We start from the raw sequence: 23690 nt of genomic DNA on the forward strand, positions 1-23690 counted from the left end.
CCGGTCGGGGCCAGGTTCAGGGTCGGGATACTTCGCTCGTGAAGCGCTGGTAGCGCTCGCCGAAGGCCTCGAACAGGCGCTCGATCGGGCTGTTCGGCCCGGCCGTGAGCGCCATGACCACCAGCGCGAGCACGACCAGGTATTCGGCGAGCGATTGCCCGCGCTGCATGGACGCGGCGTTCATTTCGATGCCTCCATCAGGTGGATCACTAGCGCCGTGCCGCGGCCCTCGCGATGCAGGGTCATGGCCAGCTCGGCGCGCTTGCCGGTGAAATGGCGGCTGCGCTCGGCCGCCGGATCGGGGTCGGCGCGCCGGCCTTCGGTGCGGGGCCTGAGTCCGAGCGATGCGGCCCGCGCTGTGACCGAGCGATCGGCGGCATCGAGCGGCAACGGCGTCCAGGCGACGACCGTGCGGCCGGGCGAATCGCCGCCGCTGGCGACATCGGAGAGCGTCGTGGCCGCGGGCGGCAGCAGGCGATGGGCGAGAGACTCGGTACGCGGCTCCGCGCCGAGCTGCCAGCCGACCAGGTAGCCCTCGCTGCCACCCTTTTCGGTGGCTCGCAACTGCAGCGCGCGGATGCCGTTTCGATCGACGCGGGACAGATTGCGCCAGGGACCCTCCTCGTCGCGCCTGAGCATGGCCCGGGGGTCCTTCCACGCCTGCGCAACCGCGCTCAGCGCGACCTCGGGCTCGACGTCGGCCCGCACCACCCGCAGCACCGCGGCGTGACCGGCGATCGTGAGCGGAATCGGGGCCGACACGAACTGCAGCGGCAGGCGATCGAGCGGGTCGACGCCGGCGGCTTCGCCTTGCGGCGCCATGCCGACCAGGGCGGCGAAGCCGCCGAGCAGCGCGATCATCGCGGTGGTGGCGCGGGTCATGGCTGGCCCAGCCTGTCGGCGGGAATCGCGTCGGGATCCGCCTGGTGATAGCGGAACTCGCCCGCCTGGGGCTCGAGCCCGATCGCGCCCATCAGGTCGATCGACCAGCGTGTGAGCTGGTAGCCGATGCGCAGCCGGCTCTCGCGCAACGTGTCGAGCCGCGAGCCGGCGTCGGTGCGGATCGCGACGCTGGCAGGCCCGCCGGAGGGGCCCGACGCGGCCCAGGCATCGGACAGGATCGCGGTGCGCGCGCGCATCGTGACTGCCAGCGGATCGAGCCTTGCGAAGCCGATGTTGCCGGCATGCGACGGCGCGACCGCAACCTGCACCCTGGCGTCGTACAGGCCGCCTTCGATCGCGAGCCCGAAACGCGCGGGCCCGGCAAGTCGGTCGAGGATTTCCGCCGCGCCGGCGCCCGGCACGCCGGGATCGAAGGGCAAGGAGCCGCCGCCGTTGTCGGCGCCCCCGCCGCTCCCGCCGATCGGCCCGGTGAGGCCCCGGAAGTCGACCGACGCGGCGCGGCCCAGCGCGGTGCCCAGGCCGGCATCGAAGCGCTGCGGCGAAGCGGCGGCGCCGACTTGCGCCAGGTTCTCGAGCAGCGGCCGGCCGGCTCGGTCCTGCCAGAGCGGATGGCGGTCCAGGCCCTGCGGACCGGTGGCGCCAGGCGCGGAACCCGTGGACGACGCCCCGCCCGATGCACCCGCAAGGGCGGTTACCCGCTCGCCGCTGAGGATCGCCCGGTCGGGCCGCGCGAAGTGCCGCACCCGCAAGGCCTCGACGATCCAGCCGGAACGGGCCGGGTCGGCGCAGTCGGCGGGACGCGCGGCGCACTCGAACGCGAAGGCGCGCGACGCCGCCACGCCGGCCGACTGGATCGTCTGGTACTTGCCGAGCAGCACGACCAGCACCGCGATCGGCACCAGCGCGATCGCGACCACCAGGGTCTCGACCAGGGCCTGGCCCCGGGCGCGCCGGTCGCCGCCGGCGAACGGTCGAGCGCGAAGTGGTTCAGCGCACATAGGCCGCCGCCGCCGCGCGTTCCGCGCCAGAAGGTTCCACCAGCCGGACCTGCCAGTACGGGCTGTACAGGCTCGCGTACTCGATGCGCTCGGGCGCGCCGGGCGGCCTGCGGAAATAGGTCTCGGCCGCGGACAGCGACCAGATCCGGCCGCCCGCGTAGCGCTCGAACAGCCGCAGCCGGCCGGTGCCGAGGTTCAGCGCATTGGCGGTGCGCACCGTGTTGCCTTCGACGCGGGCCAGCACCGCAACCCGCGTGACCGGGAATCGCGGGTTGTCGAGCGCCGAGTAGTTCAGGTCGCGCACCCGTGCGATGCCGTCGTAATCGTGAAAGCCACGATAGCCGCGGCCCGAGATGCCGAAGGCGGCCAGCAACGCGGCGCCGCCGTTGTCGTCGGCGTCGCCGGGATAGGCGAGCAGCCACTGGACCGGGTCGTCATTGGTGGCCTCGGCCGCCCCCCAGCCGAGCTGGATGCTCTCGCGGTCGCGGCAGCTGCCGAAGATGAAGCCGCGGCGGCGCCAGTCGTGGATCGAGCCGGTGTCCGCTGACTCCCAGCGATCCAGGCTGCTCATCACCGTGCCGCCGCGCTTGCGGTACCAGTGGAACCACTTGTCGAAGTCCAGCGTGGTGCCTGCGCAGCTGGACGGCATCAGCAGCAGCCGCAGGTCGAGCCCGCGCGGGCCCGAAGTGAACGGATCGAGCGCGTCGAGCACCACTTTCTGCAGGCGCTCGCGATCGGCGTCGGTGTCCCAGCGGCGGGTGAAGCGCTCGTAGCCGCCGGCATCGGTCATCGCGAACGCGAAGAAGCGCGGATCGTTGGCGCGAGCGATCTCGTTGGCGACCGCGCCCATGCCGAAGGTATCGGCCGAGCGGTGCAGCAGCGCCTGGCTGCGCAGCAGCAGCTGCTTGTAGCCGGTCAGCGGATCGGCGCGCCAGCCGATTTCGTCGGAAGCCGCACGCTCGGTCATTTCGCGCGCGTTGGCCGCAATCGACGCCGCCGCGGAGATCACCGTGGCCACCGGCGGATAGGCCGCGGCCAACACGCTGGCGTTGGCGGTGAAGCGCTCGAAGTACTTGGCCCAGGAGGTCATGGTGACCGCCTGGGCCACAGCGACCTCCTGGGCGACGATCGCGCGGTTCGAGTAGGCGTGGAAGTTCAGCACCCGCGCCCGCCACAGCGCGGCGCTCCAGGCGGCTGCGTCGGCCGCGTTGTCGAGCCGCTGGCGCGTGCCGAGCGCCTGCCCGGTGGAGAACAGGAAGAACAGCCCGAGCACCGCGGCGAAGAGCAGCACCAGTCCGAGGACCAGTGCCTGGCCGCTCTGCCGTTCCGGCAAGCGTGCGACGCAGGCGAAGGACATGGCTCGGGCGTTCATGGCAGTGATGCTCGCCCGGGCTCAGCGATTGCCGAGGTTGTAGTTGTCCAGCCCCTTGCGCTGGTTCGCGTTGTTGGCCGCGGTGTTGGCGTTCGCCTGCGCGCCGGCGATCGCGGCGTTCGCGTCCTGCCCGGACATCTCGAGCGCGAGGCCGGCGGTCTGGTTGCGCAGCGTCTGGCCGAACAGCGTGTAGATGCCGATCGCCGCGACCGCGATCAGCGCGACGACGACGATGTATTCGGTCATGCCCTGGCCGCGCTGGCGGCGGGACCGGCCGTGGTTCGGGATTTGATGCATGGCGGGCTCCTGTGTGGGTTGCGGTGCCGCCCCGGATGGCGCGGGCACAGGAGCAATGCTGGGATCGGGCGCGATCTCGCGCCATTGCACGGAGCGGCTAGGCCGCTGGGGGGTAGGCCGCGCGTTCTATTGACCAAAAAAAGGGGCCGGCAAGCGCCGGCCCAAAAGTCGTTCCCAGGAGAAACACCCTTGGAAACGGTCCGCGGCGCGAACGCCGCGGATCACCCGCAAACTGTCGGGGATCGCGCCGAGCCGGACGGCTTTGCGCCGAGCCGGGCTGCAGCGGTCCCCCGCCGATCAGGCAGCCTCGATCAGGCAGCCTTCTTGGCGACCGCCTTGTCCTCGAAGAACTGCTCGTCCTCGGTCGAGCCCTTCAGCGCGGCGGTCGAGGCCTCGCGCTCCACGGTGGTGGTCACCGCGTCGAAGTAGCCGGTGCCGACCTCGCGCTGGTGCTTGACCGCGGTGAAGCCCTTGTCCGCAGCGGCGAACTCGGCCTCCTGCAGCTCCACGAAGGCGCTCATCTGGTTGCGCGCGTAGCCGTAGGCCAGGTTGAACATCGAGTAGTTCAGCGCGTGGAAGCCGGCCAGCGTGATGAACTGGAACTTGTAGCCCATCGCGCCCAGCTCGCGCTGGAACTTCGCGATCGTGGCCTCGTCGATGTTCTTCTTCCAGTTGAACGAGGGCGAGCAGTTGTAGGCGAGCATCTTGCCCGGGAACTGCTTGTGGATCGCCTCGGCGAACTTGCGCGCGAATTCGAGGTCGGGCGTGCCGGTCTCGCACCAGATCAGGTCGGCGTAGGGCGCGTAGGCCAGGCCGCGCGAGACCGCCTGGTCGAAGCCGTTCTTCGAGCGGAAGAAGCCCTCCACGGTGCGCTCGCCGGTCAGGAACGGGCGATCGGTCTCGTCGACATCGGAAGTGACCAGATCGGCGGCCTCGGCGTCGGTACGGGCCAGCAGCAGCGTGGGCACGCCCATCACGTCGGCGGCCAGGCGGGCCGACACCAGCTTGGCGACCGCCTCGCGGGTCGGCACCAGCACCTTGCCGCCCATGTGGCCGCACTTCTTGGCCGACGCGAGCTGGTCCTCGAAGTGCACGCCGGCGGCGCCGGCCTCGATCATCGCCTTCATCAGTTCGAAGGCGTTCAGCACGCCGCCGAAGCCGGCCTCGGCATCGGCCACGATCGGCGCGAAGTAGTCGATGTAGCCGGCGTCGCCCGGGTTCTTGCCTTCCATCCACTGGATCTGGTCGGCGCGGGTCAGCGTGTTGTTGATGCGCTTGACCACCTGCGGCACCGAGTTGGCCGGGTACAGCGACTGGTCCGGGTACATCTCGCCGGCCAGGTTGGCGTCGCCCGCCACCTGCCAGCCCGACAGGTAGATGCCCTTCAGGCCGGCCTTGACCTGCTGCATCGCCTGGTTGCCGGTCAGCGCGCCCAGCGTGTTGACGAAGGGCTCGTCATTGAGCAGCTTCCAGAGCTTCTCGGAGCCGCGGCGGGCCAGCGTGTGCTCGACCTGCAGCGAGCCGCGCAGGCGGATCACGTCTTCGGCGGTGTAGCCGCGCTTGATGCCGCGCCAGCGCGGGTTCTCGGACCATTCCTTTTGCAGTTTCTGCGCTTCCAGCTCTCGGGACGACATGGTCGTTCTCTCCTGTCCTTGAAGTTTCGGGGAAACCTTCTGCGCCTTGCCTTCAGGCAAATCGCGGCGCGTTGGACAAGAGATTACCGAGCCGATGTGCGGCGCAACACGATCGAGACCGCAAAACGAGCAACAAATTTATCTTTTCGAATCATGCACCTAACAACGAATTTCCATATCGCGGAAAAATCTTTGCCACGATGAAAAAAACGGCTTGCGCGCCGCGACATGGAATTTTCACGATGTGAATCGAATTTCTCAGCCGGCAGAATTCCGGCGGTGCCGCGTCACTGCGGGTTCTCGGGGTCGACCAGCCGCTTGCGCACCGCGTAGAGCGTGAGGCCCGCCACATCGGAGATCCCGAGCCGCTCCATCAGCCGTGCCCGGTGCACCTCGACCGTCTTGGGACTCAGGCCCAGTTCGAAGGCGATCTCCTTGGTGGAATAGCCGCGGGCGATCATCACCAGCACTTGTCGCTGCCGGTCGGTGAGCGGGATGTCGGTGCCGCGGTCGCCGCGCAGGCTCTCGACCAGCTGCCCCGAGACTTTCGGGCTCAGGTAGCTCTCGCCCGCCAGCACGCTCTGCACCGCGAAACCGAGCTCTGTCGGGGTGGCGTCCTTCATCACGTAGCCGTTCGCGCCGTTGCGCAGGGCCCCCTGCACGAAATCGGGCGTGTCGTACATCGAGATCGCCAGGATCTTCAGCTTCGGGTGCCGCGCGCGCAGCTCGGCGATCGCCTTCATGCCGTCCATCTCGGGCATCGACAAGTCGGTGATCACGAGCTCCGGCGACGTGCGCTCGACGATCTCGATCAGCTCGCGGCCGTTCGACGCCTCGCCGGCGATCTCGAGCCCGTCCATCGACTCCAGCAGCGCGCGGATGCCCGATCGCACGACATAGTGGTCATCGGCCAGCACGACGCGAACCGGGTTCTTCTTTCTTTCCATCTGGTCTCACCGCTTCGTTTACATCAGATTCGCGAGGGTTCGAACACGGCACGAACCACGGTGCCGAGCGCCCTCTTCGCCCGGATCCGCAAGTGTCCGCCCGCCATCTCGGCCCGCTCGACCATGCCGGCGAGCCCGAAATTCTCGTCGCGCACGCCGCCGGCCAGCACACCGGGGACGTCGAAGCCCTGGCCGTCGTCACCCACCGTGACCACTAGCCGTCCGCCGGCCACGAATCGCAGGCGCACGACGACCCGGCTCGCACGCGAATGCCGCAACGCGTTGGTGACCGCCTCCTGGACGATCCGGAAGGCGGCGATCCAGCAAGGCGCGGCTTCCCGGGGCTCGGCTCCGAACACCTCGACCCCGCCCTGGACGCCTGCCGCGCCGAGCTGCCGTTCGACGGTGCTTCGCACCGCGGCCGAAAGGCCGAGCAGGTCCAGCTGCGGCGGCCGCAACATGAAGGACATGCGGCGCACCTGCTCGACTGCATCCTGCGCCAGTGCGAGCGCCGTGTCCACCGACGCGGCCGCTCCGTCGGGCAGGCGCGCGCGACGCACCGCGTGCAGGTGCAGCACGATGCCGGTCATCGTCTGGCCGAGCTCGTCGTGCAGCTCGCGCGCGATCAGCGCGCGCTCGCGCTCCTGCGCGTCGACGATCCGCGCCGACACCCGCGACAGCCGTCGATACGCGTCGGCCACCGCCATTTGCGCGCGGCGCCGCTCCGCCTCGAGCCGGCGCTCGCGCATCACGCGCTCGATCGCCGGGCCGAGCAGGTTGAGCCGCTCCTTCAGGTGGTAGTCGCGCGCGCCGGCGCGCAGCACCGCCACCGCGGCCTCCTCGCCGATCGCCCGGGTGACCACGATCAGCGGCAGGCCCGGCCTGCTCTCCTCGATCAGCTCCAGTGCCCGCAGCGGCGAGAACATCGGCAGGGAATAGTCGCAGAGCACGAGGTCGGGGTCGCGCTCGAGGGCCGCGCGAAAGGGCGCTTCCTCGGAAACCGCCTCCAGCCGGAAGGACATGCCGTGGCGGATCATGGCCAGCCGGATCAGCTCGACGTCGTCGGGACTGTCCTCGACGCAGAGCAGCTTCAGCGGCCGCTCAATGGACATCGGCACGGAGCTTCGACGAGGAGTCCATCAGCAGCCAGTAGTCGGCGACGGCGCCGATCGTGCGTCCCCATTCGGACAGCGCCATCGGCTTGCGCACGTACGAGTTCGCGCCCGCCTGCAGGCAGGCCCGGATGTCGTCGGCATCGTCGGAGGTGGACAGCATCACGATCGGCAGCGCGCGGGCCTCGTCCTGTTCGCGGATACGCTTGACCGTGCCCTCGCCGTCCAGGCCGGGCATCTCGACGTCGACCAGCGCGAGGCGCGGCACGCCTTCGCGCTCGATCACGCGCAGCGCGTCCTCGCCCGAGCCGGCCAGTCGCACCGGCATGCCCCGGTACGCGGGCCCCATCACCAGCCGGATCAGCTCCCGATGATCCGCGTCGTCATCCACCACGAGTATGTAGCTCATCCCTGCGCCGCCGTCCTCGATGCGCCCCGCATCCCGGGCGAAGCCGCCCGCCATTGTCGCCGATCGTGAAATCCGCCCGGTCCGGGCCCTTGCCCGCGAAGGCCTTCCGGCGCGATCATCAATTGTCCGACGGTCGGGGCCGGCCGGCAGCCGGCCGAATCCCTGACTGCCGTCCGGAATCTCCTGTCCAGACCAAGGAGGCGCGCGATGACACCGATTCCCGAACCCGCCCGTTTGCGCTCGGCCGCGCTGGCCGCCCTCGGCGGCACCGCGGTGCTGTGGGGCGGCATCGCGGCTGCCGCCCAGCCGCCGGCACCGCAGAGCCAGGTCGCCGCGCCTGCCGCGCAAGTCGTGTACCGCTGCGAAACGAAGGGCGGCAAGGTCCAGTTTTCCGACGCGCCCTGCCCGGCCGGCTCGCGCGCCAGCGCATGGTCGCGGCCTGCCGCCGCGCCGGGCATCGTTGCCACCGGCGGCGCGCGCCCGGGGCCCGCGCCGCACACGGTGCTGGCGGGCCAGCCCGAGCCGGTGCTGGCCGGCCCGAGCGAACCCTGGGTCGTCTGCCGGCAGCGCGGCGGCGAATTCGACGCGGCCGCGCGCGTCTGCCGGCTGCCCCCCGACACGGTCCAGCACATGTTCCTGGCCGACTGAGCTACGGACTGCCGAGGGGCCCCGTTGGGGCCCCGGCTCGGCGACCGAGGCGCCCGACCGGTCAGCCCGGCCGGTTGCGCATCCAGTCGGCAGTGCCGTGGAAGGCCTCGAGCAGGCGATCGAACAGTTCCCCCTCGATGCCCTGGTCGCGCATCGCCTCGGCCATGCAGAGCAGCCACTGGTCGCGCTCGGACACCCCGATCGGGAACGGCAGGTGGCGCGCCCGCAGCCGCGGGTGCCCGAAGCGGCTCTGGTAGTGGTCGGGTCCGCCCAGCCAGCCGCACAGGAACCAGAAGAGCTTGTCGCGGGAACTGTCCAGGTTCACCGGATGCATCGCGCGGATGCCGGCGAAACGCTCGTCCATGTCCATCAGGTCGTAGAAGCGGTCGACCAGCGCGCGCACGCCGGTCTCGCCGCCCAGCGTCTCGAACACGCTGTCGCTCATGCTCGTCTCCGATTCTGATCGGGTCGGTCCGTGCCTCGTGATCGGCCCGCTTCAGGCCTCGCGAAGCGTGGCCAGCGGTGGCACCGACAGCACCGGCCTGAGGCTCAGCCAGCCGGCCACCAGCGCTAGCAGCATGCCAGCCGCCGCACCGGCCGGCAGCACAAGCCACTGCGGCTCGAACGGAAAGCGGAACACCTGCTCGGCCAGGATCCAGCCGATCGCGATCGCGCCGCCGGCCGCGAGCAGCCCGGCCAGCGCGCCGCCCATCGCCAGCTCGATCAGCTGGGCGCCCGCGAGCTGCCGGCGCGAGGCGCCGAGCGCGCGCATCAGCGCAGCCTCGCGGACCCGCTCGTCGCGCGAACTGGCCAGCGCGCCCCACAGCACGACGATGCCGGCGGCCAGCGTCAGCAGGAACAGCACCTGCACCGCCTGCACCACCTGGTCGATCATCGCCTGCACCTGTCGAACGATGTTGCCGGTGTCGAACACGGTCAGGTTCGGAAAGCGCGCGACCAGCTTCCGGTCGACCGCCTGGCCTTCCACGCGCGGCTGGTGGTAGGCGGTGATCAGGGTCTGCGGCTTGTCGGCCAGCGCCTCGGGCGACAGGATCATGAAGAAGTTGACCTTCATCGAGTCCCAGGCCACGCGGCGCACGCTGGTCACCTTCGCCTTGACGATCTCACCGGCGATGTCGAAGCCGAGTTCGTCGCCCATGGCCAGCCCCAGCGTGCCCATGATGCCCTGCTCCACCGAGACCTCGGCCTGGCCGGAGAACCAGGCTCCCTCGACCAAGGTGTTGTGGCCCGGCCGCTCGGCCGAATACGAGAGATTGAACTCGCGGTCGAGCATGCGGCGGGCGCGGTCGCCCTCGAAGTCGTCGGGTCCGACCTGACGGCCGTTGATCGAGACCAGCCGCCCGCGGATCATCGGGTACAGGTCGGGATCGATGCCCGCCCCGGCGAACTCGGCGAGCACCGGCTCGCGCTGGTCGGGCTGGATGTTGATCACGAAGCGGTTCGGCGCATCGGGCGGGCTGGCCGCGCGCCAGCCGTCGATCAGGTCGTTGCGGGTGACCGTGAGCAGCAGCAGCGCCATCAGGCCCACGGCCAGCGCCGACGTCTGCGCCACGGTCAGCGCGCGGCGCCGCGACCACGACGCGAAGGCCAGGCGGATCGACGGGTTGCCGGCCACGAAGCCGGCATGACGCACCGGTTCGAGCAGGCGGACCGCGGCGAAGGACACGCCGGTGAAGACCAGCGCACCGCCGGCGAAGCCGCCGACCGCGATCGCCGCGAGCTTGCGGTCGCCCGAGAACCAGAACAGCAGCAGCGCGAACGCGGCGAGCGCCAGCCCCGCGCTGCCCCAGGCCGAGGCCGGCGCAGCGCCGACCTCGCGCCGGAGCACCCGCAAGGGCGGCACGCCCGCCAGCCGCAGGAAGGGAAAGGCGCCGAATCCGAGCAGCAGCACGATCGCCGCGCCGCCGGCCTGCAGGATCGGGGCGATGCCAGGCATCGGCAGCGCGACCCCGATCAGCGGCTGGATCGCCCAGACCAGGCCGTAGTGCACCGCCCAGCCGGTGGCCAGGCCCAGCACCGTGCCCGCGAGGGCCACCCAGCCCAGCTCGAGCAGCAGCAGGCGCACCAGCCGCGAATGCGTGGCGCCGATGCTGCGCAGCACGGCCGCGCCGTCCAGGTGGCGCTCGGCGAAGCGGCGAGCGGCCAGCGCGATCGCGACCGCCGCGATCAGCGCCGACAGCAACGCGACCAGCGACAGGAACTGCTCGGCGCGCTCCAGGGTTGCGCCGAGCTCGGGCCGGCCGTTGTCGAGCGATTCGACCTTCTGGCCGCGCTCGAGCCGCTCGCCGACCCACTTCTCGAAGGCCGCCACGGCCGCCGGCTCGCCGGCCAGCAGCATCCGCCAGCTGACCCGGCTCGCCGGCTGCACCAGCTTCGTGGCCGGCAGGTCGTCGAGCGCGATCATCGCGCGCGGCGCGAAATTGACGAAGCCCGCGCCGCGGTCGGGCTCGAGCGTGATCACCCGGGACAGCCGGAACTCGGACTCGCCGAGCCGCACCGCGTCGCCGACCTTAAGCGCGAGCGCGTCGACCAGCTGCGGGTCGAGCCAGACCTCGCCGCGGACGGGCGCGGCCCCGGCCTCGCGATCGGGAGCACCCGGGGCATCGGCGACCCTGACCGCCCCGCGCAGAGGGTAGCCGCTCGACACCGCCTTGACCGAAGCCAGCTGCGGGAGCCCGCCACCCATGACCATGCTGGGAAAGACGACCGTTGCGGCGGTGCGCAGCCCGTCCTCGCGAGCGCGCGCGAGCCAGGCCTCCGGCAACTCGCGATCGGCGGCCACCACCAGGTCAGCGCCCAGCAACTGGCGCGCCTCGAGCGTGAGCGCCTCGCGCATCCGGTCGACGAACAGCCCGACGCTCGCGATCGCGCCGATCGCCACGACCAGCGCCGCGACCAGCAGCCGCAACTCGCCGGCGCGCCAGTCGCGCCAGGTCAGCCTGAGGGAGAAGAGAAGGTCGTTCATCGTGTCCAGAGTCCGGTCGCCGGCGGCAGGGCCGCCTTACCGGCCGCTTCATTATCCCGCATGGCTCGGGGCGCTAAGATCGACGCTGCGGCGCCGCGCGCCTTCGTGCCGCCAGCTTCCCCTTTCAAACCCTGCGACCCGAGGCCGACGACGATGACCGAACGAACGATGGAGCTCTCGATCGAGGACCGCGTGGCGCGGCTCACGCTGTGCCGCCCCGAGCAGATGAACACGATGAGCCCGGCCTTCTGGCGCGAGCTGGAGGACGCGCTCGACAAGCTGCAGCGCGACGCGCCGGCCCGCGCGCTGGTCATCGACTCCACCGGCAAGCACTTCACCGCGGGCATGGCCCTCGACAGCTTCGACTCGTCGATCGCGCTCGACGACTCGAGCGCCCAGTCGCGCGCCAACATCGCCGAGGTGCTGACCGACATGCAGCGCGCCTTCGACCGGATCGCGGGGCTGCGCATGCCGGTGATCGCGGCGATCCAGGGCGGCTGCGTGGGCGGCGGCGTGGACATGGTCGCCGCCTGCGACATCCGCTACTGCACGGCCGACGCGTTCTTCTGCATCCAGGAGATCAACATCGGCATGGCCGCCGACCTGGGCACGCTGCAGCGCCTGCCCAAGCTGATCCCGGAGGGCGTGGTGCGCGAATACGCGTACACCGGCCGCCGGATGCCGGCCTACCGCGCGCTGGCGGTCGGGCTGGTCAACGAGGTGTTCGACACCCAGGAGGCGATGCTCGAGGCCGCGATGCAGACCGCGACGGAGATCGCCGCCCGCCCGCCGGTGGCCGTGTGGGCGACCAAGCAGGCGATCGACTACGCGCGCGACCACGCGGTGGCCGACGGCCTGCGCCAGATGGGCTGGCTGCAGGCCGGCATGTGGGACACCGGCGCGGTGGTCGAGGCGATCCAGGCGCGCGGCGAGCGGCGGGCCGCGGAGTTCCCGGACCTGAAGCCGCTGCGCTACTTCGGCGACTAACCCCTGGGCAGGATCGCGACCTTGCCCTTCACACGGCGCTCCATCACGTCGCGCAGCGCCTGGGCGGCCTCTTCCAGCTTGTAGGTCTTCGTGACCGGCGGCTTGACCTTGCCCGAAGTGTAGAGCTCGAACAGGTCGCGCAGGTGCTGGCGGGTGACCGCCTGGTCGCGCTGCAGGAAAGCGCCCCAGAACACGCCGACCACCGACGCGCTCTTGAGCAGCGCGAGGTTGAGCGGCAGTTTCGGGATCTCGCCGGCCGCGAAGCCCACCACCAGGTGCCGCCCTTCCCAGCCGATCGAGCGGAACGCGGGCTCGGTGTAGGGGCCACCGACCGGGTCGTAGATCACGTCCGGCCCCTTGCCGTTGGTCAGCAGCTTGATCCGCTCGCGCAGGTCCTCGGTCGCGTAGTTGATCGTCTCGTCGGCGCCGCGCTCGCGGCACAGCGCGAGCTTGTCGTCGCTCGACGCGCAGGCGATCACCCGCGCGCCCATCGCCTTGCCGATCTCGATCGCCGAGATGCCCACGCCGCCGGCCGCGCCGAGCACCAGCAGCGTCTCGCCGGCGGCGAGCTTCGCCCGGTCCTTCAGCGCGTGCAGGCTGGTGCCGTAGGCCAGCACGTAGGCCGAGGCGGTCACGAAGTCCATGCCGTCGGGAATCGGCATCGTGCGCTCGGCCTTCACCGCGATCTCCTGCGCGTAGCCTCCCCAGGTGCTGCTGGCCAGCACCCGGTCGCCGGGCGCGAAGGCCTTCACGCCCTCGCCGACCGCCTTGACCACGCCGGCGACCTCGCCGCCCGGCGAGAACGGCAGCTCGGGCTGGTACTGGTACTTCTTCTGGATGATCAGCGTGTCGGGAAAGTTCACGCCGGCCGCGTGGACCTCGATCAGCACCTCGCCCGGCCCGGCAACCGGCGAAGGCACATCCTCGACGACCAGCGTCTCGGGCAGGCCCCAGTCCTTGCACAGCACGGCTTTCATTCGAACTCCTCCCTGAAAATGAAGGGACCGGCGCGCGGCCGGTCCCGGACTCGTCTCAGGATGGATGTTACGGCACGCCGGCGGCGAGCGCGCCGGGGCCGCCCCGCCGGCAGGGCCGGCGGGAGGCTGCAGGGCTCAGGGAGCCATCGGGAGCGACAGGTCGGTCCGGTCGCCAGCATTGAGGTCGACGTCGACCGGCGTGCCGGGCCCGTTGTCGCCGACGGCGACCAGCGTGAACAGGCCACCGTTGGCGCCCGCGCCCCCGTCGACATCCGCCGGCTCGACCGTCAGGGCGAAGGAGAACTCGCCCGTCACCGCGTCGGCGTTCTGGAAGGCCAGTTCGACGACGATGTCATTGGCGGTGTCGGCCGGATCGACGACCTTCTGCAGCACCCGGACCAGGGCCGAACCGGCCGGAGCGACGTTGCCCGAAACGGTGCGCATCGTCGGATAGCTCGTCACCGGCGGATCGCCGGACGTGACCTCCTCCACCGGCGTCAGCACGAGCGGATCGATCGCGAGGATCTCGCCGGCCACGACGGTCACGCCGGTCTGCACCAGCGGCCGGTAGCCCGCCTTGGTGACGACCAGGTTGTAGTTGCCGCCCTCGGCGACCGGCGCGAGCTTCCAGCTGCCATCGGCGTTCGGCGTCGTCGCGCGCAAGACGGTCACGGTGTCGGTGGACGGGTCGTAGACCTGCAACGAAACGCTCGCGTTCGCACCCACCGTCGCATCCGCGAACGAACCCGACACCGCACCGGCATCGAGCACCGGGATCACCGTGATGACCGGCTTGAGGTTGTACTTGCCGCTGTTGCCGGCCTTGACGATCGAGCGCGCCGCGTCGAAGTCGAGCACGATCTCGACGAGCTGGCCGTCCTCGACGGTAAAGGGCTTCGCGTTCAGCTTCAGGCCGCTCTGCTGGGCGCTGGGCGTCTTGAGCGGAAGCGGCTCGGTCGAGCCGTCGGCGAGCACCAGTTCGTTGTCGTTCGGGCCCGAGCCGAGCACCAGCCGGAACTGGTGGTACTGGCCGGCCGGCACTTCGATCGCACCGAGCTCGGCCAGCACGCCGTTTCGCAGCGTCAACAGGTCGATCTTCTTGGGCGGGTTCAAGACGATCTCTTCCCAGCCCCCGTCGCCCTCGGCGGCGGTCTCGTCCATGTGGACACGAACCTTCTCGACGGTGACCCAGACTTCCTTGTACTCGGGGGTGGCCGGCGCGTCGGTCATCTTGACGCTGAGCGTGCCGGTGCCGCTGGCGCTGCCCCCGCCGCCGCCGCAGGCGGCGAGCACGGAAGCCGCGAAGGCCATCAGGAGCATTCGAAGGTATTTCATCTGGAGTCTCCAGAAGTCATGGGAACGCCGTCCGATTGTAGGTGCCGCCAGGTTCGCGCTCACGTGACGAAGCACCTTGAAACATTTCTGGCGGGACGCACGGCAGATCGTGGCCGACCGGCGGCGGCCTTCCCCGATATACTCGGCTCGTCCGGAGACGTGGCCGAGCGGTTTAAGGCAGCAGTCTTGAAAACTGCCGAGGGGGCAACCCCTCCGTGAGTTCGAATCTCACCGTCTCCGCCACGCCACGCGGCCGCGCGCCCGGGCAGTCCGCGCCGCAAGCCGGCAGCAATCGCTGCGCGCGCCCGTTCGGAGAGAGTCGCCATGTACCTCCCCCCGCATTTCATCGAGGCGCGCGCCGACGAGCTGCGCCGCCTCATCGTCGAGCATCCGCTCGGTGCCCTGGTGACGAACGGCCCGAACGGGCTCGACGCCAATCACGTTCCGTTCGAGTTCGACGCCGGCACCGGCCCGCACGGAATCCTGCGCGCGCACGTGGCGCGCGCGAACCCGGTCTGGAACGAGGCCGCCGACGGCGACGAGGTGCTGGTGATCTTCCGGGGCGCCGAGGCCTACGTGTCGCCGAACTGGTACCCGAGCAAGCACGAGGCCCACAAGCAGGTGCCGACCTGGAATTACCAGGTCGTTCACGTTCACGGCCGGATCAGGATTCGCGACGACGAGCGATTCGTGCGCGGCCTGGTCGCGCGGCTCACGCGCGCCCACGAGGCCGGCACCGGCCAGACACCCTGGAAGATGGGCGACGCGCCGCCCGACTTCATCGACACGATGCTGGCGGCGATCGTCGGCATCGAGGTCGAGATCGACCGCATCGTCGGCAAGTCCAAGCTCAGCCAGAACAAGGAAGCGCGCGACCGGGTCAACGCGGCCGGTGAGCTGGGCAAGCGCGGCAAGGCGGAGATCTCCGGCGCCATGCTCGACGCGGCGGCTCAGGCGCCCGGTGGCGCCCCGCCGAAGTCGCGTTGAATCGCCCTCTCGGCAGCCTGCTGGTCGCGCTGCAGTTCGCGCTGCTGGCGGCCCTGCTGGCCGTTGCCGCGCGCGGCGGCCACTGGTCGCCGACCGCGATCGCCCTGGCCCTCGCGGGCATCGCGCTGGGCCTGTCCGCGGTGTGGTCCAATCGACCCGGCAACTTCAACATCCATCCGGAACCGAAGGCCGGCGGGACGCTGGTCCGAACCGGTCCGTATCGCTGGATCCGACACCCGATGTACAGCGCGCTGCTGCTCTTCGGCGCCGGCTGCGCGCTGGCCGCGGGCGGCGCGGTCGGCTGGGCGCTGTGGATCTCTCTGGCCGCCACGCTGAACGCGAAGGCCGCGCTCGAGGAGCGCTGGATGGCGACGGCGCACGTCGGCTACGCGGACTACCGCGCGGCCACCAGGCGTTTCGTGCCCTTCCTGTTCTGATGAAGCGCGCGGCGCGCAACCAGGGCCTGTTCGGGCCCTAGAACGGCACCCTGCCGGTCCACATGTCTCGATACATCCGCCAGTCGCCCATGAAGCTGTAGAGCGGGCGCCTGAAGCTCGCGGGCCGGTTCTTCTCGAACCCGAAGTGCCCGAGCCAGGCGAAGCCGTAGCCGGCCAGCACGCCATAGAGCAGGTACTGGGGACGACCGGTGACGACCAGCATGACCAGGCAGACCAGCGCCAGCGTTGAGCCCAGGAAATGCAGGCGCCGGCAGGTCGCGTTGCTGTGCTCCTGCAGGTAGAACGGGTAGAACTCGGCGAAGCTGCGAAAGCTCGCCGGATCGACGGTCTGCGTGCTCATCGTGGTCGCCTCCTCAAGGTACCAGCCACTCCGCCCGCTCGCCGCTGAAGCGAATCCGGCGGTGATTGCCGTCGGCCGCGAGCGCCAGCCAGTCCATCTGCTCGATGCGCATCGCGACCACGCAAAGTTGATGCGCGGTTGCGGGGGCGCGGGCGGCCTGAACGAGCGGCGCACCGGGCGCCGCGGGCGCGAGGTAGTCGCCTGCCGCACCGGTGGCGGCGATCCGGCTCCAGGCCGTCCGAACATTCTCGCCGTCGACCTCGACGGAGGCGACAACGACGGCCCGCAACTGCCAGCCCAACCGGCGACTCCAGAATACCAGCGCTGCCCGGGGCTCGCTCAGCAATTCGGCCACCTTGGGGCTGCGGCGATCGCTGTAGACGACCAGCCGCGCCTCGCCAGGGACGACTTCCCGAAGCACCACGGTGCGAGCCTGCGGCGCGCCGTCGAGCCCTGCGCTGGCCAGCACCGGCGTGCGCCAATCGTGCCCGCGATCCCGGCATGCAAGGCCGAGCTCGCGCCAGATGCCCTCGCGGATGGCGGCGGCATCGTCCGCCGAAGCCGTGCGCTGGAAATTCATTCCGACTCGGGCAGCAGCCGCAAGGCCCGGGCGCGGCGGGCCGCGCCTCAGCCCCGCTCGAACGCCGGCCAGGGCCAGGCCCCCGACACCAGCTTGTCGAGCCAGAACACCGCGATCTGGGTCTTGACGTCGGTGAGCCGGCCGGCGCGAAGCTCGCCGATCAGCCAGTCGAGCGTGACCGCCTCGACGTCCAGGTGCTCGTCGTCGTCGAGCTTCTGGCCGCTGTGCTCGAGGCCGCGGCACAGGTAGACGTGCATCTCCTCGGTGGCGAAGCCGATCGCCGGATGCAGCACGGTGAGCAGCGCCCACTCGGCCGCCCGGTAGCCGGTCTCCTCGAGCAGCTCGCGCTTCGCGGTGACAAGCGGCGCCTCGCCCGGATCGAGCTTGCCCGCCGGCATCTCCACAAAATGGCGGCGAAGCGGATAGCGGTACTGCCGCTCGACCAGGATGCGGCCGTCGTCGAGCAGCGGGATCATGACCGCGGCGCCCGGGTGCACCACGTACTCGCGGAAGCTCTCGCGCCCGTCGGGCAGGGCCACGCGGTCGCGGCGGATCTTCAGGAAGCCGCCCTGCCACGCGAGCTCGGACTCGAGCTCGCGCTCGGTCAGGTCGCGCGGCGCCTGCCGCTCGCTCATCGCGCGAAACGCCCGGAGCAGGTCTCGCCGAGGGCGGGCTCGCGCTGCATCGGGCGAGCGCTCAGCCCGCGACCGCGGCGCGGATCGCCTCGAGGCACACCGCCATCAGAGGGCCCGGCACGATGCCCAGCAGCAGCACCGCGGCGCCGTTGACCGCGAGCGTGGCGCGCGCGGCGCTGCCAGCCTCGATCGGAGGCTGCTCGCCGGCCTCGTCGAAGTACATGACCTTGACGATGCGCAGGTAGTAGAAGGCGCCGACCAGCGAGAACAGCACCGCCACCACCGCCAGCCAGACCAGGCCCGCCTCGACCGCGGCGGTCAGCACGGCCAGCTTGGCGTAGAAGCCGACCAGCGGCGGGATGCCGGCCAGCGAGAACATCAGCAGCAGCATGACCAGCGCCATCCACGGGCTGCGCGCGTTCAGGCCGCGCAGGTCGGAGATGCGGTCGCACTCGAAGCCGCGGCGCGACAGCAGCTGCACCAGGCCGAAGGTGCCCAGCGTGGTCAGCACGTAGGTGATCACGTAGAACAGCGACGCGCCCCAGGCGGCCGGCACGCCGCCGGCGTCGCCGCCCACGATGCCCGACAGGAAGCCGAGCAGCACGAAGCCGACCTGCGCGATCGTGGACCACGCGAGCATGCGCTTCAGGTTGGTCTGCGCGATCGCCACGACGTTGCCGACCGCCAGCGAGGCGACCGCCAGCACCAGGATCATCGCCTGCCAGTCGGCTGCCACGCCGGGCAGCCCCTCGACCAGCATCCGGAACGCGATCGCGAAGGCGGCCAGCTTGGGCGCGCCGGCGATCAGCAGCGTGGTGGACGTGGGCGTGCCCTGGTACACGTCGGGCAGCCACATGTGGAAAGGCACCGCGCCGAGCTTGAAGGCCAGGCCCGCCACCAGGAAGACCACGCCGAACGAGAAGACCGTCGGGTTGGCCAGCCCGGCCTCGAAGCGGCGCGCGATCTCGAAGAGGTCCAGGCTGCCGGCGCCGCCGTAGATCATCGACATGCCGTACAGCAGGAAGCCCGACGCGAGCGCCCCCAGCACGAAGTACTTCATCGCCGCCTCGGTCGACGCGTTGTCGTCGCGGCGCATCGCGGCCAGCGCGTAAAGCGACAGCGACATCAGCTCCAGCCCGAGGTAGATCACCAGCAGGTTGGCGGCCGAGATCATCACCATCTGGCCCAGCAGCGAGAACAGCGCCAGCGCGTGGAACTCGCTGCGCGGGATGTCCCGATCGGCCGTGTAGCGGCCCGCGTAGACCAGCGTGGCCGCCACCGCGACGATCGCGCACAGCTTGAGCAGGTTGGAGAGGGGGTCGGCCACGTACAGGCCGTTGAACGCGTAGTGCGTGCCCTCGGCGCCCATCTGGCCGATCAGCGCGGCGGCGGGGAAGGCCATCGCCGCCAGCGCGAGCGCGAGCGAGGACGGGCGCCTGGGCGACTTCACGATCGCCTCGACAAGCAGCACGCAGCAGGCCGCCACGAGCAGGAGGATCTCGGGGACCGCAGCAAGGATGTTCAGGGATTCAGCGTTCATCTCGTTGTTCCGCGAGGCGTTCCGGTCGCACCGCTCACTTGATCTTGGAGACCGACACGTGCTCGAGCAGCGCGCCGATCGAGGCTTCGGTCATGTCGGTGACCGGCTTCGGGAACACGCCCATGCCCAGCACCAGCAGGGCCATCGCCATCAGCATCCAGAACTCGCGCCGGTTGAGGTCCTGCAGGCCGCGCACCTTGTCGTTGGCAATCTCGCCGAAGATCACCCGCTTGTACATCCAGAGCGAGTAGGCCGCGCCCCAGATCAGCGCGGTGGCGGCGACCAGGCCGATCCAGAAGTCGAACTGGACCGCGCCGAGGATCACGAAGAACTCGCCGATGAAGCCCGAGGTGGCGGGCAGGCCGGCGTTGGCCATCGAGAACAGCATGAACAGCGCGGCGAACTTCGGCATCGTGTTCACCACGCCGCCGTAATCGGCGATGTTGCGCGAGTGCAACCGGTCGTACATGACGCCGATGCACAGGAACATCGCGCCCGACACGAAGCCGTGCGAGATCATCTGCACGATTGCGCCCTGCACGCCCATGTGGTTGAAGATGAAGAAGCCGAGCGTGACGAAGCCCATGTGCGCGATCGACGAGTAGGCGACCAGCTTCTTCATGTCGGCCTGCACCAGCGCCACCAGGCCGATGTAGACGACCGCGATCAGCGACAGCGCGATCATCAGCCAGGCGAGTTCGTGGCTCGCGTCGGGCGCGATCGGCAGCGAGAACCGCAGGAAGCCGTAGGCGCCGAGCTTCAGCATGATGGCCGCCAGCACGACAGAGCCGCCGGTGGGCGCCTCCACGTGCGCATCGGGCAGCCAGGTGTGCACCGGCCACATCGGCACCTTGACCGCGAAGGCCACCAGGAAGGCCAGGAAGATCGGCACCTGCACCTCGAGCGGCAACGGCAGCTTGTGCCAGTCGAGGATCGCGAACGAGCCGGACTCCAGGTACAGCCAGATGATGGCCACCAGCGTGAGCAGCGAGCCCAGCAGCGTGTACAGGAAGAACTTGAAGGCCGCGTAGACCCGGTTGGGCCCGCCCCAGACGCCGATGATGATGTACATCGGAATCAGCGTGGCCTCGAAGAACACGTAGAACAACAGCCCGTCGAGCGCGCTGAACACGCCGATCATCAGGCCGGACAGGATCAGGAAGGCCGCCATGTACTGCGCGACCCGCTCGGTGATCACCTCCCAGCCGGCGATGACCACGATCACCGTGATGAACGCGGTGAGGATCACGAACCACACCGACAGGCCGTCGACGCCCAGGTGGTAGTCGACCGCGAAGGCCTCGATCCAGGGCGCGAGCTCGACGAACTGCATCGCCGACGAGGCGCGGTCGAACTCGGTGAACAGCGGCAGCGTGGCGAGCAGCCCGAGCAGCGCGCCAACCAGCGCCACCACGCGCACCGCCGGCGCGTTGCGGTCGTTGCCCACGGCCAGCAGGGCCACGCCGAACAGGATCGGAATCCAGATTGCGGCGCTCAGGATCGGAAAGGAACTCATCGCGTTCGTTCTTCGTTGTGTCGGGGTCAGCCGCGCAGCAGCGGCAGCACGACGAACAGGAGCAGCAGCGCCACGCCGGCGATCATCGTGATCGCGTAGCTGTTGAGCCGCCCGTTCTGGGCCAGGCGCAGCACGCCGGAGAACCAGCCGACCAGCTTCGCGCTGCCGTTGACCGCCAGGCCGTCGATCAGTGCCTGGTCGCCGCCCTTCCACAGGCCGCGACCCAGCGCGCGGGCGCCGGCGGCGAAGACGACCTCGTTGATCCGGTCCATGTAGTACTTGTTGTCGAGCAGCCGGTAAAGGCCGCCGGCCGAGGCCTTGATCGCCTCGGGCAGCTTCGGGTTGACCATGTAGAAGTACCAGGCCACGACCACGCCCGCCAGCGCCAGCCAGAACGCGGGGGTGGCGACCGAATGCGTGCCGAGCGCGAACCAGCCGTGGAAGTGCTCGGCCAGCGTCGCCATGGCCGGGTGCTTCGCCGCGTCGACCGCGATGACGCCGTCGAAGTAGCCGCCGAACAGCATCGGCCCGACCGCGAAGGCGCCGATGACCACCGACGGGATCGCGAGCAGCACCAGCGGCAGCGTGACCACCCACGGCGACTCGTGCGGCTTCTGGCCCGGCGCGAGCCCGTGGTGATGCTCGTCGTGGCCGTGCTCGTCGTCGCCGTGCGCGTCGCCGCCATGGGCGCCGTGGCCGTGCGCCGCGTGCGCTTCGGCGTGACCGTGGGCCGGCTTGTTCCAGCGCTCCTCGCCGTGGAAGACCAGGAAGTACATCCGGAACGAGTAGAAGGCGGTGACGAACACGCCGGCCAGCACCGCGAAGTAGGCGAAGCCCGCGCCCGGCACGTCGGCGAACTTCGCCGCCTCGATGATCAGGTCCTTCGAGTAGAAGCCCGCGAAGAACGGCGTGCCGATCAGCGCCAGCGAGCCGATCAGCGAGGTGATCCACGTGATCGGCATGTACTTGCGCAGCCCGCCCATGTTGCGGATGTCCTGGTCGTGGTGCATGCCGATGATGACCGAGCCTGCCGCCAGGAACAGCAGCGCCTTGAAGAAGGCGTGCGTCATCAGGTGGAAGATCGCGACGCTGTAGGCCGAGGCGCCGAGCGCGACCGTCATGTAGCCGAGCTGCGACAGCGTGGAATAGGCGACCACCCGCTTGATGTCGTTCTGGATGATGCCCAGGAAGCCCATGAACAGCGCGGTGATCGCGCCGATCGTGATGACCACGCCCAGCGCGGTGTCGGACAGCTCGAAGAGCGGCGACATGCGCGCCACCATGAAGATGCCGGCCGTGACCATGGTCGCCGCGTGGATCAGCGCCGAGATCGGCGTCGGGCCTTCCATCGAGTCGGGCAGCCACACGTGCAGCGGGAACTGCGCCGACTTGCCCATCGCGCCGATGAACAGGCAGATGCAGGCCACGGTGAGCAGCGACCACTGCGTGCCGGGGATCAGCTCGATCGTGCGGTCGGCCAGGCCGGGCGCGGCGGCGAAGGTCTGCGCGTAGTCGAGCGAGCCGAAGTGCGCGAGCACCAGGCCGATGCCCAGCACGAAGCCGAAGTCGCCGACCCGGTTGACCAGGAAGGCCTTCATGTTCGCGTAGATCGCCGTGGGCCGCTTGAACCAGAAACCGATCAGCAGGTAAGAGACCAGGCCCACCGCTTCCCAGCCGAAGAACAGCTGCAGGAAGTTGTTCGCCATCACCAGCATCATCATCGAGAAGGTGAACAGCGAGATGTACGAGAAGAAGCGCTGGTAGCCCGGGTCCTCGGCCATGTAGCCGATCGTGTACACGTGCACCATCAGCGACACCGAGGTGACCACGCACATCATCGTGGCCGTAAGGGTGTCGACCAGGAAACCGACCTCGAGGTTCACGCCCCCGACCGACGCCCACTGGTAGACGGTGCCGTTGAAGGTGTTGCCCTGCAACACGTCGAACAGCGTCCAGAGCGAGGCCAGGAAGGACACCGCCACGCCGGCGATGGTCACCGTGTGGGCGCCGGCGCGGCCGACCTGCCGGCCGAACAGGCCGGCCACGATTGCGCCGACCAGCGGGGCGAAGGCTGCGAGAAGGTATGCGGTTTTCATTTCGTCAGCCCTTCAGGCTGTCGAGCGCCTCGGCATCGACCGTATCGAAGTTGCGGAACAGCAGGACCAGGATCGCCAGGCCGATCGCGGACTCGGCGGCGGCCACCGTCAGGATGAAGAACACGAAGATCTGCCCCGCCGCGTCGCCGAGGAAATGCGAGAAGGCGATGAAGTTCAGGTTGACCGCGAGCAGCATCAGCTCGATCGCCATCAGCACGATGATCACGTTGCGGCGGTTCATGAAGATCCCGATCACGCTGATCGCGAACAGGATCGCGCCGAGGATCAGGAAGTGGGCGAGCGAGAGGGTCATTCCTGGCTCCCTTCACGGGGCTGGGCAGGCATCTTGATCATGCGCAGGCGGTCCTGGCTGCGGGTGCGCACCGCCGCCGACGGGTCGTTGTAGCGAACGTCCTTCCGGCGGCGCAGGGTCAGCGCGATCGCCGACACGATCGCCACCAGCAGGATCACCGCCGCGATCTCGAAGGCCCACACGTACTCGGTGTACAGCAGGCTGCCCAGCGCCTTCGTGTTGCTGTAGTCGGCCGGCAGCTTCGGCGCATCGGACGCCTTCACGTTGCCGAAGGAGTGGATCAGCACCGCCGCCAGCTCGAGCACCACGACCACGCCCACGAACAGCGCCACCGGCAGGTTCATCCAGAAGCCGCGGCGCGCGCTGTCGAGGTTGACGTCGAGCATCATGACCACGAACAGGAACAGCACCATGACGGCGCCCACGTAGACGAGCACCAGCGTGATCGCGAGGAACTCGGCCTTCAGCAGCATCCAGATCGCCGCGGCCGAGCAGAAGGTGAGCACGAGGAACAGCGCCGAGTGCACCGGATTGCGCGAGGAGATCACGCGCAGCGCCGCGAACACGGTCACGGCGGCGAAGACGTAGAAGAGGACGGTCGTGGCTTGCATGGATGTCGC

Annotated in this window: 25 protein-coding genes and 1 tRNA gene; 5 read left to right on the forward strand and 21 right to left on the reverse strand. The window is 69.8% G+C overall.

The window, feature by feature from the left end:
* Nucleotides 1-16 precede the first annotated feature (16 nt).
* The 9 genes from M6I34_RS15970 to M6I34_RS16010 all read right to left on the reverse strand — a co-directional run bounded on the left by M6I34_RS15970 (nucleotide 17) and on the right by M6I34_RS16010 (nucleotide 7672).
* A complete protein-coding gene (locus tag M6I34_RS15970) occupies nucleotides 17-184 on the reverse strand; it encodes a hypothetical protein (RefSeq protein ID WP_272486803.1) in 168 nt (55 codons plus the stop codon).
* Entirely contained in the window at nucleotides 181-882 is a 702-nt protein-coding gene (locus M6I34_RS15975; RefSeq protein WP_272486804.1) for a hypothetical protein, read from the reverse strand. Before M6I34_RS15975 ends, M6I34_RS15970 begins: the two co-directional genes overlap by 4 nt.
* Entirely contained in the window at nucleotides 879-1901 is a 1023-nt protein-coding gene (locus M6I34_RS15980) for a hypothetical protein (RefSeq protein WP_272486805.1), read from the reverse strand. The genes M6I34_RS15975 and M6I34_RS15980 overlap by 4 nt, the downstream gene beginning before the upstream one ends.
* Nucleotides 1891-3273: a pilus assembly protein TadG-related protein gene (locus M6I34_RS15985; protein WP_272486806.1), complete on the reverse strand. Its 1383-nt coding sequence runs from the start codon at nucleotides 3271-3273 to the stop codon at nucleotides 1891-1893. The genes M6I34_RS15980 and M6I34_RS15985 overlap by 11 nt, the downstream gene beginning before the upstream one ends.
* Before the next feature lie 21 nt (nucleotides 3274-3294).
* Nucleotides 3295-3570 carry a pilus assembly protein gene (locus tag M6I34_RS15990; protein ID WP_272486807.1) on the reverse strand — a complete coding sequence of 92 codons (276 nt, stop codon included), beginning with the start codon at nucleotides 3568-3570 and terminating at the stop codon, nucleotides 3295-3297.
* A gap of 311 nt (nucleotides 3571-3881) precedes the next feature.
* On the reverse strand, nucleotides 3882-5204 hold the full coding sequence (gene aceA / locus M6I34_RS15995) for an isocitrate lyase (RefSeq protein WP_272486808.1): 1323 nt from the start codon (nucleotides 5202-5204) through the stop codon (nucleotides 3882-3884).
* A gap of 287 nt (nucleotides 5205-5491) precedes the next feature.
* Nucleotides 5492-6151, reverse strand: coding sequence for a response regulator (locus tag M6I34_RS16000; RefSeq protein WP_272486809.1), 660 nt, complete (start codon nucleotides 6149-6151; stop codon nucleotides 5492-5494).
* Between the two features lie 23 nt (nucleotides 6152-6174).
* Nucleotides 6175-7263 carry an ATP-binding response regulator gene (locus tag M6I34_RS16005; RefSeq protein WP_272486810.1) on the reverse strand — a complete coding sequence of 363 codons (1089 nt, stop codon included), beginning with the start codon at nucleotides 7261-7263 and terminating at the stop codon, nucleotides 6175-6177.
* Nucleotides 7253-7672: a response regulator gene (locus M6I34_RS16010; RefSeq protein ID WP_272486811.1), complete on the reverse strand. Its 420-nt coding sequence runs from the start codon at nucleotides 7670-7672 to the stop codon at nucleotides 7253-7255. Before M6I34_RS16010 ends, M6I34_RS16005 begins: the two co-directional genes overlap by 11 nt.
* Before the next feature lie 207 nt (nucleotides 7673-7879).
* On the opposite strand from M6I34_RS16010, the gene M6I34_RS16015 reads away from it, so the two are divergent.
* Nucleotides 7880-8320 (forward strand): DUF4124 domain-containing protein, encoded by a 441-nt coding sequence (locus M6I34_RS16015; RefSeq protein WP_272486812.1) that lies wholly within the window; start codon nucleotides 7880-7882, stop codon nucleotides 8318-8320.
* A 61-nt stretch (nucleotides 8321-8381) separates the two neighbouring features.
* Here the strand turns inward: M6I34_RS16015 and M6I34_RS16020 are convergent, their stop codons facing one another.
* Nucleotides 8382-8765 (reverse strand): group II truncated hemoglobin, encoded by a 384-nt coding sequence (locus M6I34_RS16020; protein WP_272486813.1) that lies wholly within the window; start codon nucleotides 8763-8765, stop codon nucleotides 8382-8384.
* A gap of 51 nt (nucleotides 8766-8816) precedes the next feature.
* Nucleotides 8817-11306: an ABC transporter permease gene (locus M6I34_RS16025; protein WP_272486814.1), complete on the reverse strand. Its 2490-nt coding sequence runs from the start codon at nucleotides 11304-11306 to the stop codon at nucleotides 8817-8819.
* Between the two features lie 153 nt (nucleotides 11307-11459).
* On the opposite strand from M6I34_RS16025, the gene M6I34_RS16030 reads away from it, so the two are divergent.
* On the forward strand, nucleotides 11460-12293 hold the full coding sequence (locus M6I34_RS16030) for an enoyl-CoA hydratase-related protein (RefSeq protein WP_272486815.1): 834 nt from the start codon (nucleotides 11460-11462) through the stop codon (nucleotides 12291-12293).
* Here M6I34_RS16030 and M6I34_RS16035 read toward each other — a convergent pair.
* Nucleotides 12290-13270 (reverse strand): NADPH:quinone oxidoreductase family protein, encoded by a 981-nt coding sequence (locus M6I34_RS16035; protein ID WP_272486816.1) that lies wholly within the window; start codon nucleotides 13268-13270, stop codon nucleotides 12290-12292. The genes M6I34_RS16030 and M6I34_RS16035 overlap by 4 nt on opposite strands.
* 135 nt (nucleotides 13271-13405) lie before the next feature.
* Entirely contained in the window at nucleotides 13406-14605 is a 1200-nt protein-coding gene (locus M6I34_RS16040; RefSeq protein ID WP_272486817.1) for a DUF4382 domain-containing protein, read from the reverse strand.
* Nucleotides 14606-14758: 153 nt separating this feature from the next.
* Here M6I34_RS16040 and M6I34_RS16045 point away from each other — a divergent pair.
* The 3 genes from M6I34_RS16045 to M6I34_RS16055 all read left to right on the forward strand — a co-directional run bounded on the left by M6I34_RS16045 (nucleotide 14759) and on the right by M6I34_RS16055 (nucleotide 16029).
* A tRNA-Ser gene (locus M6I34_RS16045) sits at nucleotides 14759-14848 on the forward strand.
* A gap of 81 nt (nucleotides 14849-14929) precedes the next feature.
* Entirely contained in the window at nucleotides 14930-15592 is a 663-nt protein-coding gene (locus tag M6I34_RS16050; RefSeq protein ID WP_272486818.1) for an FMN-binding negative transcriptional regulator, read from the forward strand.
* On the forward strand, nucleotides 15589-16029 hold the full coding sequence (locus tag M6I34_RS16055; protein ID WP_272486819.1) for a methyltransferase family protein: 441 nt from the start codon (nucleotides 15589-15591) through the stop codon (nucleotides 16027-16029). The genes M6I34_RS16050 and M6I34_RS16055 overlap by 4 nt, the downstream gene beginning before the upstream one ends.
* Nucleotides 16030-16066: 37 nt before the next feature.
* Here the strand turns inward: M6I34_RS16055 and M6I34_RS16060 are convergent, their stop codons facing one another.
* The 8 genes from M6I34_RS16060 to M6I34_RS16095 all read right to left on the reverse strand — a co-directional run bounded on the left by M6I34_RS16060 (nucleotide 16067) and on the right by M6I34_RS16095 (nucleotide 23681).
* The gene (locus M6I34_RS16060) at nucleotides 16067-16390 is read right to left on the reverse strand and encodes an Mpo1-like protein (RefSeq protein ID WP_272486820.1); all 324 of its coding nucleotides are present in this window, start codon (nucleotides 16388-16390) and stop codon (nucleotides 16067-16069) included.
* A gap of 13 nt (nucleotides 16391-16403) precedes the next feature.
* On the reverse strand, nucleotides 16404-16970 hold the full coding sequence (locus tag M6I34_RS16065; RefSeq protein WP_272486821.1) for a pyridoxamine 5'-phosphate oxidase family protein: 567 nt from the start codon (nucleotides 16968-16970) through the stop codon (nucleotides 16404-16406).
* A 47-nt stretch (nucleotides 16971-17017) separates the two neighbouring features.
* Complete coding sequence (locus tag M6I34_RS16070) at nucleotides 17018-17605, reverse strand: NUDIX domain-containing protein (protein ID WP_272486822.1); 588 nt, start codon at nucleotides 17603-17605, stop codon at nucleotides 17018-17020.
* Nucleotides 17606-17666: 61 nt separating this feature from the next.
* The gene (nuoN, locus tag M6I34_RS16075; protein WP_272486823.1) at nucleotides 17667-19145 is read right to left on the reverse strand and encodes an NADH-quinone oxidoreductase subunit NuoN; all 1479 of its coding nucleotides are present in this window, start codon (nucleotides 19143-19145) and stop codon (nucleotides 17667-17669) included.
* Nucleotides 19146-19179: 34 nt separating this feature from the next.
* The gene (locus tag M6I34_RS16080) at nucleotides 19180-20661 is read right to left on the reverse strand and encodes an NADH-quinone oxidoreductase subunit M (protein WP_272486824.1); all 1482 of its coding nucleotides are present in this window, start codon (nucleotides 20659-20661) and stop codon (nucleotides 19180-19182) included.
* A gap of 26 nt (nucleotides 20662-20687) precedes the next feature.
* Nucleotides 20688-22757 carry an NADH-quinone oxidoreductase subunit L gene (gene nuoL, locus M6I34_RS16085; RefSeq protein WP_272486825.1) on the reverse strand — a complete coding sequence of 690 codons (2070 nt, stop codon included), beginning with the start codon at nucleotides 22755-22757 and terminating at the stop codon, nucleotides 20688-20690.
* 4 nt (nucleotides 22758-22761) lie between these two features.
* Nucleotides 22762-23070 carry an NADH-quinone oxidoreductase subunit NuoK gene (gene nuoK, locus M6I34_RS16090; protein WP_272486826.1) on the reverse strand — a complete coding sequence of 103 codons (309 nt, stop codon included), beginning with the start codon at nucleotides 23068-23070 and terminating at the stop codon, nucleotides 22762-22764.
* Nucleotides 23067-23681, reverse strand: a complete 615-nt coding sequence (locus tag M6I34_RS16095) for an NADH-quinone oxidoreductase subunit J (protein ID WP_272486827.1) — start codon at nucleotides 23679-23681, stop codon at nucleotides 23067-23069. Before M6I34_RS16095 ends, nuoK begins: the two co-directional genes overlap by 4 nt.
* Nucleotides 23682-23690: the final 9 nt, after the last annotated feature.

Source organism: Zeimonas sediminis, from assembly GCF_023721795.1.
GTDB classification, from domain to species: domain Bacteria; phylum Pseudomonadota; class Gammaproteobacteria; order Burkholderiales; family Burkholderiaceae_E; genus Zeimonas; species Zeimonas sediminis.